This window comes from Sandarakinorhabdus oryzae, from assembly GCF_009733735.1.
In the GTDB taxonomy this organism is placed as follows: domain Bacteria; phylum Pseudomonadota; class Alphaproteobacteria; order Sphingomonadales; family Sphingomonadaceae; genus Sandarakinorhabdus; species Sandarakinorhabdus oryzae.
The window spans coordinates 1-15,359 of the sequence record NZ_WNJP01000012.1 but is presented as its reverse complement, the minus strand read 5'-3'; the positions used below and the strand labels follow the sequence as shown (position 1 = coordinate 15,359).

The following is a 15,359-nucleotide window of genomic DNA, read 5'->3' as shown; positions in this document are numbered from 1 at the left end:
CACTATCATGAATGAAGGTCGTATCTGGCTCTATGTCAGCCCGTCCGTCGGCATCCCGCTGTTCTTCATCGCGGTTGCCGCTGTGGCCCTGATCGTCCACGCGTCGATCCTGATGAACACCACCTGGTTTGGCGCCTATTGGCAGGGTGGCGCTGCCGCTGCTGCTGCTCCGGCTGCTGAAGCCGCTGCCGCTCCGGCTGCTGACGCCATGGCGCCGGCCGCTGAAGCTGCTCCGGCTGCCGAAGCTCCGGCTGAAGCCGCCAAGTAAGTCATTCGCCCGGCCTGCCGGGCAGACTGAAACGGGCCGGCGCCCCCCAGCGGGGCGCCGGCCTTTTTCGTTTTGGGTCAACCACCTGACGAATCAGGCGGGTCGCACGACCGGCAATGGGCAAAGTTGATGAAGGGGCGTCAGGCCGCCGCGCGCCAGGCGCGGCTGCTGCGACGCATCAAACCGGCTCGTCGCGTTGCAGCAGCGGCCACATGGCGGCCAGGGTGGCAACCATCAGCGCCAGCTCAAGCGCGAAGATCAGCACATAGCCATTGGCCGCGCCCGGGATGTCCAGCCCGAGTGACAGGCCGCGGGCGGTGTCGCGGATGACGCCGCCGATGGTGGCGCCGACGCCCTGGCTGGTGGCCTGCACGGCGCCCCAGGCACCCATGGCAATGCCGACCTGGTTGCGCGGCGCCAGCCGCATCGTGGCGGTGAGCGTGCCATGCCCGAACAGGCCGGTGCCGATGCCCGCCAGCAGCACGCCCAGCGTGAACAATTCCGGCGTGTCAGAGCCGGCGGCCATGATGATCAGGCCATAGGCCGGCAAGCCGATGACGGTGCCAAGCGTCGCCATGCGGAACGGATCGGACCCCAATGACAGGATGTAGGAGGCATAGGCAAAGCCGAGCAGGCTGCCGAACGACATGATGGCGGTGAGCAGGGTGGTGGTGCCGACGCCCAGATTGAGCACTTCACCGCCATAGGGCTCGAGCACGATGTCGGACATGGAAAAGGCCAGTGTGCCGAGCCCGACGGCGAGCAGCCGCAGCACCGTCTTGTCCTTGCCGACAAACAGGTCCCAGCTTTCGCGGAAGGTCGGTTCGGCCTGCACCGGTTCGGTGCGCAGATAATGCGGCACGCGGGTTTCCTGCTTCCACAAGGCGGTGAAGTTCAGGATGATGGTGATGACGGCGCTGCCCTGGATCACCTGGATCAGCCGGCCCTGGCTGAAATCCTTCAGCGCCCAGCCGAAGAACAGCGAGGCGATGATGGAGCCGATCAGCAGCATCACATACATCAGGCCGACGACATTGGGCTGCTGCTCTTCCTTGGTGAGATCGGTGGCAAGCGCCAGCCCCACGGTCTGGGTGGTGTGGATGCCGATGCCGACCAGCAGGAAGGCGAGCGCAGCGGCCGGCTGGCCCAGCCAGATCCGCTCGTCATAGGCTTCCTGGGCGCCGGCCAGCACCAAAAGCGCGAACGGCATGATGGCCAGCCCGCCAAACTGGATCATGGTGCCCAGATAGATATAGGGCACCCGCCGCCAGCCCAACGCCGATTTGTGCGTATCGGATTTGTGGCCGATCAGGGCGCGGAACGGCGCGGCGAGCAGCGGCAGCGCCAGCATGACGCCCACCAGGGTCGCCGGCACGCCAAGTTCGACGATCATCACGCGATTGAGCGTGCCGACCAGCAGCACCAGGCTCATGCCGACGCTGACCTGGATCAGCGACAGGCGCAGCAGGCGCGACAGCGGCAGTTCCGGGCTGGCGACATCGGCAAACGGCAAAAACTGGGTGCCCCAGGTCATCCAGACCTTGACGAGGCGGGCGTTGAGGCCCTTTGCGGTGGGATCAGAAGCCATGGTCAGCCTCAAAGCGGATTAGCGGGGAATTGGCAATGGCTTCAGTTGTCACCAGCACGCATCGCAGCGATGGCGTCATTCGCCAACTGGTCGGCACGCTCGTTTTCCGGGTGGCCGGCGTGGCCCTTCACCCAATGCCAGCGCACGCTGTGGGGCTTGGCGGCCGCAAGCAACGCCTGCCACAGATCGTCATTCTTCACCGGCTTCTTGTCAGCGGTTTTCCAGCCGTTCCGCTGCCAGCCGTGCACCCATTTCGAGATGCCGTCGCGCACATAGACGCTGTCGGTGGTGAGATCGACGCTGCACGGCCGAGTCAGGGCATTGAGCGCCGAAATCGCCGCCTGCAATTCCATGCGGTTGTTGGTGGTGTGCGGCTCGGCTCCGTTCAGCTCCTTCTCCTTGCCGCCAGAGCGCAGGATGGCGCCCCAGCCGCCGGGGCCGGGATTGCCCTTGCAGGCGCCGTCGGTGAAGATCTCGACCTGCGGCAGCTCAGCCACCCATCATCTCCGCGGTCGCATCCAGATACCAGCTCAGCCGGCGGGCAAAGGCCATCGGGTCCTTGCGGGTGACCAGCGCATCCGCCGGCGTGTTGAGCCAGTCATAAGCGCGGGTGAGGGTGAAGCGCAGCGCAGCGCCGGCCGCCAGGCGGGGCAGGGCGGCGCGTTCGGCCGGGCTCAACGCGACTTCGTCTAGATAGCCGCTCATCAGCCCTTCGGCACGCTCGGGGAAAAACTGACGGCCGTCGGCGGAAAAGCACCAGGCCGCATGCGTGACTGCCACATCATAGGCGCGGGCATCGGTGCAGGCGAAATAGAAATCGATGAGGCCTGTCACCTGGCCGTCGAGCATCAGCACATTGTCAGGGAAGAGATCGGCGTGGATGGTCGATTGCGGCAGGCCGCGCGGCCAATCGGCGGCCGCCGCAAGGCCGCGCGCCACCGCGTCGGGCAGACCGGCATCAATCTCGCCCAATCGGCCATTGCAACGCGCCGCCAGCGGCGGCCACGACACGGGGCCGAGGGCATTGGGGCGCGGCGCGGTGAAATCGGCCAGTGCGTTGTGCATCCGGCCCAGCGCCGCACCCACGGCATGCGCTGCCGCCGGTGTGGCTTCAGTGACACTGACACCGGGCAGGAACTCGATCAGGCAGGCCGGGCGGCTGTTGAGCACCTGCAGCACCGCGCCGCCGCGGTCGGCCACCGGGCCGGGGACGGGCAGGCCCTTGGCGGCCAGATGCCCCATCAGCGCCAGGAACCAGGGCAGATCGCGTTCATCGACGCGCTTTTCATAGAGGGTGAGGATGAAGCGGCCGCCCCCGCTTGAACCACCTTTGGTTTCCAGCAGGAAATTGCTGTTTTCCACCCCTTCGGCGATGCCCTTGAAGCTGGTGGCGCTGCCCACGTCATAGCCGGCCAGAAAGCCCGCCAGATCGGCGGCGCTCACCGGAGTATAGACCGCCATGCGCCCGCCCCTCAGGCGGTCAGCGCGCGCGGCAGCTTGAACACCACCTCTTCAACAGCGGTGGTGATATTCTCGCTGGTCACGGCAAAGCGGGCCGCCATCGCCGCCAGCACTTCCTGCACCAGCACTTCCGGGGCCGAAGCGCCGGCGGTGACGCCGACGGTTTCGACGCCATCAAACCAGGCCCAGTCGATCTCGGCGGCGCGCTGGATCAGCCAGCTGCGCGCACCCTCGCGCTCGGCGACTTCGCGCAGGCGCTGGCTGTTGCTGCTGTTGGCGGCGCCGATCACCAGCACCAGATCGCAACGCGGCGCCATCGCCTTGACCGCGGCCTGGCGGTTGGAGGTGGCGTAGCAGATGTCATCGCCGCGCGGGCCTTCGATGGCGGGGAAGCGGCGCTTGAGTTCGGTCACCATGTCGGCGGTGTCGTCCACGCTCAGCGTGGTCTGGGTCAGGAAGCCGAGCTTGCCGGTATCGGGCGGCTGCACGTTCTGGGCATCTTCCAGCGTCTCGATCAGGGTCATGGCGCCTTCCGGCACTTGGCCGAAGGTGCCGATCACTTCCGGGTGGCCCTGGTGGCCGATGAACAGGATGTGGCAGCCCGCAGCGACCAGCCGCTCGGCCTGCCGGTGGACCTTGGAGACCAGCGGACAGGTGGCATCGACATAGGTGAGCCCGCGCTCTTCGGCCTTGGCCGGCACTGCCTTGGGCACGCCGTGTGCGGAAAACACCACCGGCACGCCATCGGGCACTTCGTCCAGTTCCTCGACGAAGATGGCACCCTTGGACTTCAGACTGTCCACCACGAACTTGTTGTGCACGATCTCGTGGCGAACATAGACAGGCGCGCCCCAGCGTTCGAGCGCCAGCTCGACGATATGGATGGCGCGATCGACCCCGGCGCAGAAACCGCGCGGCGCGGCGACCAGCACCTTCAGATCAGGTTTGCCGGAAAGGGAGACATCCATGGCGGGTGCGACGTTGCTCATGGGGCGGCTGATACGCGATTGGGCCGGCCCACGCTACCCCAAACCCCACCCCCCGCTTGCCGCTTGCCGTGACGCCTTTTGCCCCATAGGAGAGAGGCCATGATGCGCGCCCCCATTCGCCGTTCTGCCGCCCTGGCCCTGGTCGCCGTTCCGGCGCTGCTGCTGGCCGGCTGTGAACGCAACCCGCTTATCGTCAAGCGCTCGGCCTGTCCGGCCGTGGCCGTGGCCGCCTATGCCAGTGATGCCACCCTGTTCAAACCGGGCGGGCAGGATGTGGCCAACCTCGACGCGGTGGCGACCATCACCAATGTGCGCGACGAGTGCACGGAAACGGCCGATCAATATGTCTCGCGCATCCGCTATGACGTGATCGTGCGCCGCACCGACACGGCCCAGGCGCGCCAGATCGTGCTGCCGGTGTTTTCGGCTGTTGTGCAGGCCGGCAACATCATCAACGCCAAGCAGATTTCCAGCGTGGCCGTGAATTTCGCCGCCGGCCAGGAGCGCGCCCTTGCCAGCGGCACCGCCACGGCCAGTGTGGCGCGCAGTGCGGCCTCCGTGCCGCAGGCGATCCTCGACAAGATCAACCGTCTGCGCCGGCCCGGCGAACTCGACGCCGCCACCGATCCGATGGCTGATCCGGAAGTGCGCGCCGCCCTGCGCGCCGCCAGTTTCGAGGTTGTGCTGGGCTTCCAGCTCGACGATCGCAGCCTCGCCTACAACATCGCCAAATAAGCCGCCTCAGGGCAGCGAATCGATCCGGGTCGTGGTGGGCTGACCCCGCAGCGGCGTCGGCTGCGCGCGGTCCACACTGACCGCCATCGCCAGGCCGAGCAGCAGGACAAGCAGGGACAGGCGGCGGGCGATCACGGCTGCAGTTACGGCGCCGGCGCGGCAGGGTTGCGCTGGCCGCGCTGGTGGTCATTCGGGCAGTTGACTCAGGCGCCCGCTTCGCCCAATCGGCAGGGGTCGCCGGGGGCAACTCCGGCGCCGCGCGCGGGAGAGTGTGGCAGGGCAACCGGTCACCGCCGAAGGAGCAAGCCGCCCCCGGAATCTCTCAGGCCCAAGGACCGCGCCGGCGTATCAGCGACACTCTGGAAAGCGGGTGCAGGCAACTGCACCCCACCGAAGGGGTAAGCCGGGATCTGTTCCGGTCAAAGCTCTCAGGTCTGGCGACAGTGGGGGAACCAGGTTTGGCAGACGGCCGAACCGTGAACTGTTGCCGGGGCCCTTATGGCTGATGACGCCGATCTGAAAGCACTGCCACTCGATGCCCTGCACCGCCGCCTGGGTGCGCGGATGGTGCCGTTCGCCGGTTATGCCATGCCGATCCAGTATGACGGCATCATCGCCGAACATCTGTGGACCCGCGAAAAGGCCGGCCTGTTCGACGTGTCGCACATGGGCCAGCTGCTGGTCGAAGGTGACGGCGCCGCCGCGTGGCTGGAAAGCCTGGCGCCGGGCGACTTCAAGGCGCTGCAGCCGCACCGCGTGCGCTACTCGCTGCTGCTGGCAGACAATGGCGGAATCCTCGACGACCTGATGGTCACCAACACCGGCAAGGGCTTTTACCTGGTCGTCAACGGCGCCACCAAGCACGCCGACATCGCCCACATGCGGGCGAGACTGCCGGCCGGGCTTTCGCTGCATCATATGGAAGACCACGCGCTGCTGGCGCTGCAGGGACCGGCGGCGGTTGCGGTGATGAGCCGCTTCGACCTCATCCCCGAAAGCGCCGACCAGCCGGCCTTTGCCGATCTGAAGTTCATGGCCGGCGCGCGCTGGCTGTGGAACGGGGTGAAGCTGGGCATCACCCGCTCCGGCTACACCGGCGAGGATGGCTACGAAATCTCGGTGCCGAACAGCCATGCCGAAGCGCTGGCCGAGGCGCTGTTGGCCCATGCCGAGGTGAAGCCGATCGGGCTGGGTGCGCGCGATTCGCTGCGCCTCGAAGCTGGTCTGCCGCTCTATGGCCATGATCTTGATCCGGAGACGACGCCGGTCGAAGCCGATCTGAGCTTCGCCATTTCGAAGCGCCGCAAGATCGAAGGCGGCTTCCCGGGGGCGGACCGCATTCTCGATCAATTGTTCAATGGCGCTCCGCGCAAGCGGGTTGGCCTGGCCGTCGAAGGCCGCATGCCGGCGCGCGAGGGCGCAACCGTGTGGGCCGGCGAAACCCAGGTCGGCGTGCTCACCTCGGGCGGGTTCGCGCCCAGCCTGAACGTACCGATCGCCATGGCGTATGTGGCCACCGCCCACAGCGCCGATGGCACGGCGCTGGAAATTGAAGTGCGCGGCAAGCGCATCGCCGCCACCGTGGTGCCGATGCCATTCAAGCAGAAGAATTATGTGAGGGAAGGGGACAAGAAATGAGCCGTCTTTACACCCAGGATCATGAATGGATCGATGTTGCCGCCAAGGGATCCGGTGCTGAAGCGACCGTGGGCATTACTGATTATGCGCAAGGCCAGCTGGGCGACGTGGTGTTCGTCGATCTGCCTGACGCCGGTCGTGCCGTCACCAAGGGCGGAGAAGCCGCCGTGGTCGAATCGGTGAAGGCCGCGTCTGATGTCTATGCCCCGGTGTCGGGCACCGTCACCGAAAGCAATCCGGCGTTGGCCGACGATCCGAGCCTGGTCAACAGTGCGCCGGAAGGCGATGGCTGGTTCTTCAAGCTTACCCTCTCCGACGCTTCGGAACTGGACGGGCTGATGGACAAGGCCGCCTACGACGCCTTCGTCGCCAGCCTGTAAATGACCTCGATCCACCGCTGGGATCCGTCCCTCTATGCCAGCAACGCGGCCTTCGTGCCGGCGCTGGGGGCGCCGGTGCTCGACCTGCTGGCCCCGAAGGCCGGGGAGCATATCCTTGATCTCGGCTGCGGCGATGGCGTGCTGACGCGCAAGCTGATCGACGCCGGTTGCAGCGTGGTCGGCGTCGATGCCGATCCAGCGATGGTGGCCGCAGCGCAGGCCAAGGGCATCAATGCGCGGATCGGCGACGCGCGCGCGCTGGATTTCGATAGCGAATTTGATGCGGTGTTCACCAATGCCGCCCTGCACTGGGTGGGCCAGCCGGAGGTGGTGACCGCCGGCGTCAAGCGCGCCCTCAAGCCCGGCGGCCGCTATGTCGGCGAGTTCGGCGGCCATGCCAATATCGCAGCCATCCGCACTGCACTGATTGCCGTGCTCGCTCGCCACGGCTTCCCGCCGGCCGGCAGCGAGACGAGCTACTACCCGACTGCCGAGGCCTTCCGCGCCGTTCTCGAAGGCGCCGGCTTTGTGGTGGAGAGTTGCGTCATCATCCCGCGGCCAACGCCGCTGCCGGAAAGCGGCATGGCCGGCTGGCTTGAAACCTTCCGCGGCGGCTTCATCGATGCCGCCGGCGTGCCCGACGCGCTGAAGGACCAGATCATCGCCGAAACCGTCGCCCTGCTCGCACCGGCCCTGCAGGCCGCCGATGGCAAGTGGACGGCCGATTATGTCCGCATTCGTTTTTCCGCTCACCAGCCGGAGTAAGCCTCTTGCGCTACCTGCCCCTTTCCGACGCTGACCGGTCAGCCATGCTGGCCACCATCGGCGCGGCTGATATCGATGCGCTGTTCGCCGATGTGCCGGCCGAGGCCGTGCTCGACGGCCCGATTGCCGGCCTGCCCAATCACGCCAGCGAAATGGCGGTGGAACGCGCGCTGGTGAAGATGGCGGGCAAGAATCTCACCGCCAGCACCACACCGTTCTTCGTCGGCTGCGGTGCCTACAAGCATCATGTGCCGGCCAGCGTGGACATGGTGATCCAGCGCGGCGAGTTCCTCACCGCCTACACCCCCTATCAGCCGGAAATCGCCCAGGGCACGCTGCAGGTGCTGTTCGAGTTCCAGACCCAGGTTGCCCGCCTGACCGGCATGGAGGTGGCCAACGCCTCGATGTACGACGGTTCCACCGCGATGACCGAAGCGGTGTTCATGGCGCGGCGCATCACACGGCGGCCCAAGTGCATCGTGTCGGCCGGCGTCCACCCGCACTACACATCGGTGCTGAAGACGCTGACCCGTTTCACCGGAGATGTGGTGGAGGCCGGCACTCCAAGCTTCACCAGGGGCGCCCCCGGCGATGACCTGGCCAGCCTGATTGCGCAGATCGACGCCGAAACCAGCTGCGTTGTCGTGCAGAACCCCAATCTCTTCGGCCACATCGCCGACCTGACTCCGCTCGCCGACGCCTGCCACAAGGCCGGCGCGCTGCTGATCGTGGTGGTCACCGAGATTGTCTCGTTGGGCGTGATGAAGTCGCCGGGCGAGATGGGCGCCGATATCGTTGTGGGCGAAGGCCAGTCGCTGGGCGCCGGCCTGCTGTTCGGCGGGCCCTATCTCGGCCTGTTCGCCTGCCGTGAAAAGCATGTCCGCCAGATGCCGGGGCGGCTGTGCGGCGAGACGGTGGACGCCAGCGGCAAGCGCGGCTTCGTGCTGACGCTCTCCACCCGCGAACAGCATATCCGCCGCGAGAAGGCGACCAGCAACATCTGCACCAATAGCGGGCTGATCGCGCTGGCCTTCTCGGCGCACCTGTCCCTGCTCGGCGAGAAGGGCCTTCGCCATTTGGCCGCCCTCAACCACGCCCGCGCCGTGCAACTGGCGGAGCGGTTGGGCCGGGTGCCGGGCGTGACGCTGCTGAACGGGCCGTTCTTCAACGAGTTCACCCTGGATCTGGGCCGTGAAGCCCGGCCGGTGGTGCGCAAGCTCGCCGAAAAGGGCGTGCTCGGCGGCGTCTCGCTGGGCCGGCTGTGGCCGGGCGAGAAGGCCCTGCAGAACGGCCTGATCGTCGCGGTGACCGAAACCGCGACCGACGAGGATTTTGACGCGTTTGAGGACGCGCTTGATGAGGTGATGGCGTAATGGCGATGAACGATGTGGGCCGCCCGACGCGGCTGGTGGCGGGCACCGGTGCCGTTGCCGAAACCTTCACCGGCAATCGGGCGCTGATGCTGGAAGAGCCATTGCTGTTCGAGCGCGGCTCGCTCGACACCTCGGGCGTTGACTTGCCCCCCGTTCCGCCGGTTCCGGATCGCCTCGGCGGCCTGGCACGCGACGGCGTCATCGGCCTGCCGGGCTTCTCCGAACCGGAAGCCGTCCGCCACTACACCCGCCTTTCGCGACAGAATTATGCCATCGATCTTGGCATCTTCCCGCTGGGCTCGTGCACGATGAAGCACAACCCGCGCCTCAATGAAAAGATGGCGCGGCTGCCCGGCTTTGCCGACATCCACCCGCTGCAGCCGCAATCCACCGTGCAGGGCGCGCTGGAACTGATCGACGTGCTGGCCGATTGGCTGATGAAGCTGACCGGCATGCCGGCGGTTGCCATGAGCCCCAAGGCCGGCGCCCACGGCGAATTGTGCGGCATGCTGGCGATCCGCGCTGCGCTGGATGCGCGCGGCGATGAACGCCGCGTCGTGCTGGTGCCGGAATCGGCCCACGGCACCAACCCCGCGACGGCCGCCTTCTGCGGCTTCACCGTGGAGAATATCCCCGCCAACGCCCGCGGCCGCGTTGACCTGGATGCGCTGCTGGCCCGGCTGGGCCCGGACGTGGCGGCGGTGATGATCACCAACCCCAACACCTGCGGCCTGTTCGAGCCGGACCTGAAGACCATCGCCGATGCCGTCCACGCCGCCGGCGGCTATGTCTATTGTGATGGTGCCAATTTCAACGCCATCGTCGGCCGCGTGCGCCCCGGCGATCTCGGCGTCGATGCCATGCACATCAATTTGCACAAGACGTTCTCGACGCCCCACGGCGGCGGCGGCCCCGGCTCCGGCCCGGTGGTGCTGTCGGCCGCGCTGGCGCCGTTCGCTCCGATCCCGTTCGTGCGCAAGACCGCCAATGGCCTGGAACTGGTTGAGGAAGACACCGCCGCCACCCACGCCGCCGACAGCTTCGGCCGCATGGTCGCCTTCCACGGCCAGATGGGCATGTTCGTGCGCGCGCTTGCCTACATGATGAGCCATGGCGCCGATGGCCTGCGCCAGGTGGCCGAAGACGCCGTGCTCAACGCCAATTATGTGCTGGCCAGCCTGAAGGACCTCTACACCGCGCCGTTCGCGGACAGCGGCCCGTGCATGCACGAGGCCCTGTTCTCGGATGATTTCCTCGACGGTACCGGCCTCACCACGCTCGATCTGGCCAAGGCGCTGATCGACGAGGGCTTCCACCCGATGACGATGTATTTCCCGCTCGTCGTCCACGGCGCCATGCTGGTCGAACCCACCGAGACCGAGAGCAAGGCCAATCTCGATCAGCTGATCGGCGCAATGCGCCATGTCGCAACGCAGATGCTGGCCGATCCCGATGCCTGGCGCGCCGCCCCGCACTTCGCGCCGCGCCGCCGGCTCGACGAGACGCTGGCCGCGAGGCGGCCAGTGCTGGGTTACAAGGACGAAGCCGCCTGAAGTCCCCAAAGCAAAAGGGGCCGGCGGATGGTTCCGCCGGCCCCTTTTTTGCGCTGAGGTCGACGCTCAGGCCATCGCAGGCCGGCGCCGGCGCATGGACGCGCCAACCAGGCCGAAGCCGGCGATCAGCATCGCCCAGCTCGACGGTTCCGGCACGCCACCGAGCGGATCGCCGGTGATGCTGGTCCACTGGCCGACACTGTGGTTGTCGCTCTCATAACCACCGGCCACGGGATCCTGGAAGAACTGGATCCGGTCAAAGCTCGTCCCGTTGGTGCCGAAGAAATTCAGGAAGGCATAAGGCTCCCCGCAGTTCTGCGTGGTGCGACCCGGGTTGGGGTTGCAATAATAGGCGCTGGCATTGGGCCGGCTGTTGATGAAGGCCAGCGCATCGCTGGCGCTGAAGCTGAACACTTCCGTGGCGCCCTTGAAGAATTTCAGCTGGTTCTGTCCATCAAGCGCCGACAGCCAGAAGCCGAAATAGGTCACGCCGCCGGCCAGGTTGGTGGCGATGTCGAGCGTGTAGCCGGTGCCACTGAAGGTGACGGCATGATTGGTGTTGCCGCCGGCGCCGCCATATTGATTGGCAGCATCAACCTGCACGTTGGTGTAGGTGCCGGTGAAGGCCGACCCGCCAAAGGTCGTGCCAAAGGTCTGGCCGGCGCCGGTGGCGCGCGAATCAAAGGTTTCAACCCCGATGGCGGAGAAGCCGGCGGTGGAATTCTGGACACCCGGCGCTTCCGCGGTGACCACGACCGCAGCGTTGGCAGCGGAGCCGGCAAGCACAAGGGCCCCAGCCAGAACAAGACGAAGCGACATCACAACCCCCGTAGAAAAAGCACAATCCAGCCTTGCTGAACACAAGGTTGATGATTGGCTAACACAGGTGCGGCTGTAGAGAAAGCTAATTAAATGTTAACGCGCTGTGTCCGGATTGGCGTGGTTGCCGACTATTGGTGGCCAGGTGGCGAGCACGGCATAGTCGCTGCCATTCTTGCCCATTCGGCTTTCGAACAGGGCAAAGCCGTCCACCGGCCAGCTGAGGCGGGGGATCGGCGACTGCGGCCAGCCGGTCGCGCCGATCATGCTGCGGCCGCGCGCCACGGTGATGTGGGGCAGGAAGGCGCGGCTTTCGGGTGGCAGACCAATGCTGGTCAGCGCTGCATTGACGGATTTGGCCAGCCCAGCCAGCGCCTCGGCCGGGCGCACGCCCACCCACAGCGCGTCGATGCGGCCGCGATGGTCAAACAGGCCAGGCTCGCCAAGTTCGGCCGCGAATGGCCGGATGTTCACCCGGCCCAGCGCGGCGGCGATGTCGGCCGCCTGGTGGCGATCGACCTCGCCAATGAAGCGCAGGGTGAGGTGCAGCTGCGCCGCCGTCTGCCAGCGCGCATTGGCAACGCCGCCCATGCTGGCCAGCAGCGCGGTCTTGATGCTGTCGGGCAGATCGAGGCCGACAAAAAGTCTCATTCTGGCAGCCGCATCACTTCACCTGTGCAAGTTCCTTCTCCACCGCCGGCAGGATGCGCTTCACCATCACGGCAACGCCTCTGGGATTGGGGTGCATGCCATCGGCAAGTTGCAGGCCGGGCTGGGCAGCGACGCCATCCAGGAAGAAGGGATAGAGCGCCACGCCATTGGCCTTGGCCACCGCCGGGAACATCGCCTCGAACTGCGTCACATAGGCCTTGCCGAGCGTCGGGTTGGCGCGCATGCCGGCAAGCAGCACGCGGGCGCCCTTCGCCTTGAACGCCTTCACCATCGCATCGAGATTGTCCTTCGCCGTCTTCGGACTCTGGCCGCGCAGCATGTCGTTGGCACCCAGTTCCAGCACCACCAGGTCGGGCTTCTGCTTCATGCCGGCCAGCACCCAGTTCAGCCTCGCGCGGCCCTGCGTGCTGGTGTCGCCCGACACGCCGGCGCCCACCACGGTCACCTCGCGGCCTTTCGCCCGCAGCGCCTTTTCCAGCTGCGGCGCAAAGCCTTGGCCGGGCGGCAACTGGTAGCCGGCGGTCAGGCTGTCACCATAGGCCAGCACGACCAGCGGCCGCGCGATTGCCGCCTGCGACATGAACAGCGCGCCAATCATCAGCGCCATCTGGTAAAGCGACCGGCGAATGCCTAATTCGGGCAAGACTCAACTCCTTGGGCGGGACTCGGATGCACAGCCATATGGTCATTGAAGCCCGCGATGTCACCCTGCGGCTGGGCAGCGGCGATGCCGCAGTCGATGTGCTGCGCGGCGTGTCGCTGCAGGTGCCGGCTGGCCAGCGCCTCGCCATCCTTGGGCCGTCTGGCTCCGGCAAATCCTCGGCGATGGCCGTGCTGTCGGGCATGGAACGCGCCAGCAGTGGCCAGGTGACCGTGGCCGGCGCCGATTTCACCCGCATGGATGAGGATGGTCTCGCCCGTGCCCGCCGCGGCCGCATCGGCATCGTGCTGCAGGCCTTCCACCTGATCCCGACGATGACCGCGCTGGAAAATGTCGCTGTGCCGCTGGAACTGGCCGGCGACGCCGATGTGCAGGCCCGGGCGCGCGCCGAACTGGAAGCCGTCGGCCTTGGCCATCGCCTCAACCATTATCCCACCCAACTTTCGGGCGGGGAGCAGCAGCGCGTCGCCATCGCCCGCGCGCTCGTCGGCCGCCCGGCGCTGATCTTTGCCGATGAACCGACCGGCAATCTCGATGCCGCCACTGGCGCTGCCATCATCGATCTGCTGTTCGGCCGCCTTGCCGAAACCGGCGCAACGCTGGTGCTGATCACCCACGATGCCGAACTCGCGCCCTTGTGCGACCGCATCATCACCATGCGCGACGGCCTGATCGTTGATGACCGGATGAACCTGGCCCAGGCGGCCGAATGAGGGGAAGACCATGACTGTTTTCAGCTATTTCGACGGCACCGACGAACTGGAAGCCTATCTGGCGCTGCCCGCCGGCAACGGCCCCTTTGCCTGCGTGCTGATCGCCCCCAACTGGGTGGGGCAGACGCTGTGGGACAACAAAGTCGCCGACAAGCTGGCCGCGCTTGGTTATGCCGCCATGGCGATCGACGTTTACGGCAAGGGCCGGCGCGGCGATCCGGCCGGGGACAACAGCGCGCTGATGGGCCCATGGGTGGCTGACCGCGCCGCGCTGCGCCGCCGTCTGCTCGCCGCTGTCGATGCCGCTGCCGGGCTGTCGCAGGTCGATTCAAACCGCATGGCGATCATCGGCTATTGCTTTGGCGGCCTGTGCGCGCTCGACGTGGCCCGCGCCGCCGATCCGCGCATCAAGGCCGCCATCAGCTTCCACGGCATCTACAATCCCGGCATTGGCGCCGCCGGCCCGATCACCGCCAAGGTGATGGCGCTGCACGGCTGGGAAGATCCCTATACGCCGCCGCAGGATCACCATGCGCTTGCCGCCGAAATGACCGCGGCCGGTGCCGACTGGCAGATCCATGCCTATGGCCACACCTATCACAGCTTCACCAACGAACATGCCAATGCGCCCGGCACCGCGCTCTACAACGCGGCTGCCGACAAGCGCAGCTGGACCGCGATGACCGGCCTGTTGGCAGAAGTGCTCTGAACCTGCCCCTTCGCCTCGCGTTGCGGGAATTGCGCGGTGGCCTCGCGGGCCTGCGCATCCTCGCCGTGTGCCTGGTGCTCGGCGTGGCGGCGCTGGCCGGCGTCGGCAGCCTGTCGAGCGCCATCAACGCCGGCCTGGCGGAGCGCGGCCAGTTTCTGATGGGCGGCGATGTCGCGCTGCGCCTGTCGGGCCGGATGCCCACGGCTGAACAACGCGCCGCCGCCGCCGGGCTTGGCCAAGTGGGCGAGGTGGTGAAGCTGCGCGGGATGGTCAGCCGCACAGATGGCGGCGACTCCGTCCTCGCTGAGGTAAAGGCCGTCGATGCGACCTGGCCGCTCTATGGCCGCGTCGTGCTGGAAAACGGCGGGCGGGTCGGCCCCGGCATGGCCGCCGCGCAACCGGCGCTGGCCGACAAGCTGGGCCTGAAGCCCGGCGACCGGCTCCAGCTTGGCCAGGCCACGCTCACCTATGCCGGCACGCTGGCCGAGGAGCCGGACCGGGCGGGCGATGGCTTCGGCTTCGGCCCCGGCCTGGTGGTGGACCGCCGCGATCTCGACCGCGCCGATCTGATTGCGCCGGGCAGTCTTTACACCAGCGAGCTGCGCGTGAAGCTGAAGCCCGGCGTGTCGGTGGACACGGCGCGGGCCGCGCTGGAAGCGGTGGCAGGCACAGGCGTCAACGGCGGCGGGCGTGTGCGCGATCGCAGCAACGGCGCGCCCGGCACCCGCAATTTCATCAGCCAACTCGGCCAGTTCCTCAGTCTGGTCGGCCTCACCGCCCTGGTGGTGGCCGGCGTTGGCGTTGCCGGCGGCGTCTCGGCCTATCTTGGCGCCCGCACCCGCACCATCGCCACGCTGAAAGTGCTGGGGGCTGACAGTGCCACCGTGCGCGCCGTCTATCTCTGGCAATTGGCGTTGGTGTCGGCCGGCGCCGTGCTGATCGGCTTGGCCATCGGCGCCGCCACGCCGGCCGCCGTGGCGCAGATTGCTGCCGCCAGCCTGCCAGTGCCGCCGGCCACCGGCTTGCAATGGGGCG

18 protein-coding genes and 2 riboswitches are annotated in these 15,359 nt (G+C 67.1%); of the genes, 10 read left to right on the top strand and 8 right to left on the bottom strand.

Annotated elements, in window-relative coordinates:
* The first annotated feature begins 7 nt into the window (after positions 1-7).
* Positions 8-268, top strand: coding sequence for a light-harvesting protein (locus tag GJ693_RS02455; protein WP_156254748.1), 261 nt, complete (start codon positions 8-10; stop codon positions 266-268).
* Positions 269-446: 178 nt separating this feature from the next.
* On the opposite strand, the gene GJ693_RS02450 is transcribed toward GJ693_RS02455, so the two are convergent.
* Genes GJ693_RS02450 through ispH form a run of 4 tightly spaced genes read right to left on the bottom strand, consistent with a single transcriptional unit; the run spans position 447 to position 4,306 of the window.
* The gene (locus GJ693_RS02450; RefSeq protein ID WP_156254747.1) at positions 447-1,856 is read right to left on the bottom strand and encodes a BCD family MFS transporter; all 1,410 of its coding nucleotides are present in this window, start codon (positions 1,854-1,856) and stop codon (positions 447-449) included.
* 41 nt (positions 1,857-1,897) lie between these two features.
* The gene (gene rnhA, locus GJ693_RS02445) at positions 1,898-2,353 is read right to left on the bottom strand and encodes a ribonuclease HI (RefSeq protein ID WP_156254746.1); all 456 of its coding nucleotides are present in this window, start codon (positions 2,351-2,353) and stop codon (positions 1,898-1,900) included.
* Positions 2,346-3,317 carry a homoserine kinase gene (gene thrB, locus GJ693_RS02440; protein WP_156254745.1) on the bottom strand — a complete coding sequence of 324 codons (972 nt, stop codon included), beginning with the start codon at positions 3,315-3,317 and terminating at the stop codon, positions 2,346-2,348. Before thrB ends, rnhA begins: the two co-directional genes overlap by 8 nt.
* Positions 3,318-3,328: 11 nt before the next feature.
* A complete protein-coding gene (ispH, locus tag GJ693_RS02435) occupies positions 3,329-4,306 on the bottom strand; it encodes a 4-hydroxy-3-methylbut-2-enyl diphosphate reductase (protein ID WP_197041907.1) in 978 nt (325 codons plus the stop codon).
* Between the two features lie 99 nt (positions 4,307-4,405).
* Here ispH and GJ693_RS02430 point away from each other — a divergent pair, with 99 nt between their 5' ends.
* On the top strand, positions 4,406-5,041 hold the full coding sequence (locus GJ693_RS02430) for a hypothetical protein (protein ID WP_235902568.1): 636 nt from the start codon (positions 4,406-4,408) through the stop codon (positions 5,039-5,041).
* 6 nt (positions 5,042-5,047) lie between these two features.
* On the opposite strand, the gene GJ693_RS17625 is transcribed toward GJ693_RS02430, so the two are convergent.
* Positions 5,048-5,176 (bottom strand): hypothetical protein, encoded by a 129-nt coding sequence (locus GJ693_RS17625; protein ID WP_268893143.1) that lies wholly within the window; start codon positions 5,174-5,176, stop codon positions 5,048-5,050.
* 117 nt (positions 5,177-5,293) lie between these two features.
* A riboswitch (glycine riboswitch) is annotated at positions 5,294-5,389 on the top strand.
* A 1-nt stretch (position 5,390) separates the two neighbouring features.
* Positions 5,391-5,495: riboswitch (glycine riboswitch) on the top strand.
* A 44-nt stretch (positions 5,496-5,539) separates the two neighbouring features.
* Between GJ693_RS17625 and gcvT the strand changes: the two genes are divergently transcribed.
* The 5 genes from gcvT to gcvPB are packed head-to-tail and all read left to right on the top strand — an operon-like array spanning position 5,540 to position 10,750.
* Entirely contained in the window at positions 5,540-6,679 is a 1,140-nt protein-coding gene (gcvT, locus tag GJ693_RS02425) for a glycine cleavage system aminomethyltransferase GcvT (protein ID WP_156254744.1), read from the top strand.
* Positions 6,676-7,059, top strand: coding sequence for a glycine cleavage system protein GcvH (gcvH, locus tag GJ693_RS02420; protein WP_156254743.1), 384 nt, complete (start codon positions 6,676-6,678; stop codon positions 7,057-7,059). Before gcvT ends, gcvH begins: the two co-directional genes overlap by 4 nt.
* Positions 7,060-7,824, top strand: a complete 765-nt coding sequence (locus GJ693_RS02415; protein WP_156254742.1) for a class I SAM-dependent methyltransferase — start codon at positions 7,060-7,062, stop codon at positions 7,822-7,824.
* A 5-nt stretch (positions 7,825-7,829) separates the two neighbouring features.
* On the top strand, positions 7,830-9,197 hold the full coding sequence (gene gcvPA / locus GJ693_RS02410) for an aminomethyl-transferring glycine dehydrogenase subunit GcvPA (RefSeq protein WP_156254741.1): 1,368 nt from the start codon (positions 7,830-7,832) through the stop codon (positions 9,195-9,197).
* Entirely contained in the window at positions 9,197-10,750 is a 1,554-nt protein-coding gene (gene gcvPB / locus GJ693_RS02405; RefSeq protein WP_156254740.1) for an aminomethyl-transferring glycine dehydrogenase subunit GcvPB, read from the top strand. The genes gcvPA and gcvPB overlap by 1 nt, the downstream gene beginning before the upstream one ends.
* 66 nt (positions 10,751-10,816) lie before the next feature.
* On the opposite strand, the gene GJ693_RS02400 is transcribed toward gcvPB, so the two are convergent.
* From GJ693_RS02400 to GJ693_RS02390, 3 genes are all read right to left on the bottom strand, one after another.
* Positions 10,817-11,503 (bottom strand): Npun_F0296 family exosortase-dependent surface protein, encoded by a 687-nt coding sequence (locus tag GJ693_RS02400; RefSeq protein ID WP_235902567.1) that lies wholly within the window; start codon positions 11,501-11,503, stop codon positions 10,817-10,819.
* Positions 11,504-11,665: 162 nt separating this feature from the next.
* Positions 11,666-12,220: an RNA 2',3'-cyclic phosphodiesterase gene (gene thpR / locus GJ693_RS02395; protein WP_156254738.1), complete on the bottom strand. Its 555-nt coding sequence runs from the start codon at positions 12,218-12,220 to the stop codon at positions 11,666-11,668.
* Positions 12,221-12,233: 13 nt separating this feature from the next.
* Positions 12,234-12,884: an arylesterase gene (locus GJ693_RS02390; protein WP_328598811.1), complete on the bottom strand. Its 651-nt coding sequence runs from the start codon at positions 12,882-12,884 to the stop codon at positions 12,234-12,236.
* Between the two features lie 38 nt (positions 12,885-12,922).
* Here GJ693_RS02390 and GJ693_RS02385 point away from each other — a divergent pair, with 38 nt between their 5' ends.
* The 3 genes from GJ693_RS02385 to GJ693_RS02375 form a co-directional block, all read left to right on the top strand.
* Entirely contained in the window at positions 12,923-13,615 is a 693-nt protein-coding gene (locus tag GJ693_RS02385) for an ABC transporter ATP-binding protein (protein ID WP_235902565.1), read from the top strand.
* A 10-nt stretch (positions 13,616-13,625) separates the two neighbouring features.
* Complete coding sequence (locus GJ693_RS02380) at positions 13,626-14,324, top strand: dienelactone hydrolase family protein (RefSeq protein WP_156254736.1); 699 nt, start codon at positions 13,626-13,628, stop codon at positions 14,322-14,324.
* 29 nt (positions 14,325-14,353) lie between these two features.
* On the top strand, positions 14,354-15,359 hold a 1,006-nt coding region (locus tag GJ693_RS02375; RefSeq protein ID WP_235902564.1), incomplete at its 3' end, for an ABC transporter permease.

What these genes read in the sequence shown, in the direction of transcription:
- GJ693_RS02415 (WP_156254742.1), top strand. Translation starts at nt 7,060, where the DNA reads ATGACCTCGATCCACCGCTGGGATCCGTCCCTCTATGCCAGCAACGCG.
- gcvPB (WP_156254740.1), top strand. Translation starts at nt 9,197, where the DNA reads ATGGCGATGAACGATGTGGGCCGCCCGACGCGGCTGGTGGCGGGCACC.
- gcvT (WP_156254744.1), top strand. Translation starts at nt 5,540, where the DNA reads ATGGCTGATGACGCCGATCTGAAAGCACTGCCACTCGATGCCCTGCAC.
- ispH (WP_197041907.1), bottom strand. Translation starts at nt 4,306, where the DNA reads ATGAGCAACGTCGCACCCGCCATGGATGTCTCCCTTTCCGGCAAACCT.
- GJ693_RS02450 (WP_156254747.1), bottom strand. Translation starts at nt 1,856, where the DNA reads ATGGCTTCTGATCCCACCGCAAAGGGCCTCAACGCCCGCCTCGTCAAG.
- GJ693_RS02385 (WP_235902565.1), top strand. Translation starts at nt 12,923, where the DNA reads ATGGTCATTGAAGCCCGCGATGTCACCCTGCGGCTGGGCAGCGGCGAT.
- GJ693_RS02430 (WP_235902568.1), top strand. Translation starts at nt 4,406, where the DNA reads ATGATGCGCGCCCCCATTCGCCGTTCTGCCGCCCTGGCCCTGGTCGCC.
- GJ693_RS02380 (WP_156254736.1), top strand. Translation starts at nt 13,626, where the DNA reads ATGACTGTTTTCAGCTATTTCGACGGCACCGACGAACTGGAAGCCTAT.
- gcvH (WP_156254743.1), top strand. Translation starts at nt 6,676, where the DNA reads ATGAGCCGTCTTTACACCCAGGATCATGAATGGATCGATGTTGCCGCC.
- thrB (WP_156254745.1), bottom strand. Translation starts at nt 3,317, where the DNA reads ATGGCGGTCTATACTCCGGTGAGCGCCGCCGATCTGGCGGGCTTTCTG.
- GJ693_RS02455 (WP_156254748.1), top strand. Translation starts at nt 8, where the DNA reads ATGAATGAAGGTCGTATCTGGCTCTATGTCAGCCCGTCCGTCGGCATC.
- thpR (WP_156254738.1), bottom strand. Translation starts at nt 12,220, where the DNA reads ATGAGACTTTTTGTCGGCCTCGATCTGCCCGACAGCATCAAGACCGCG.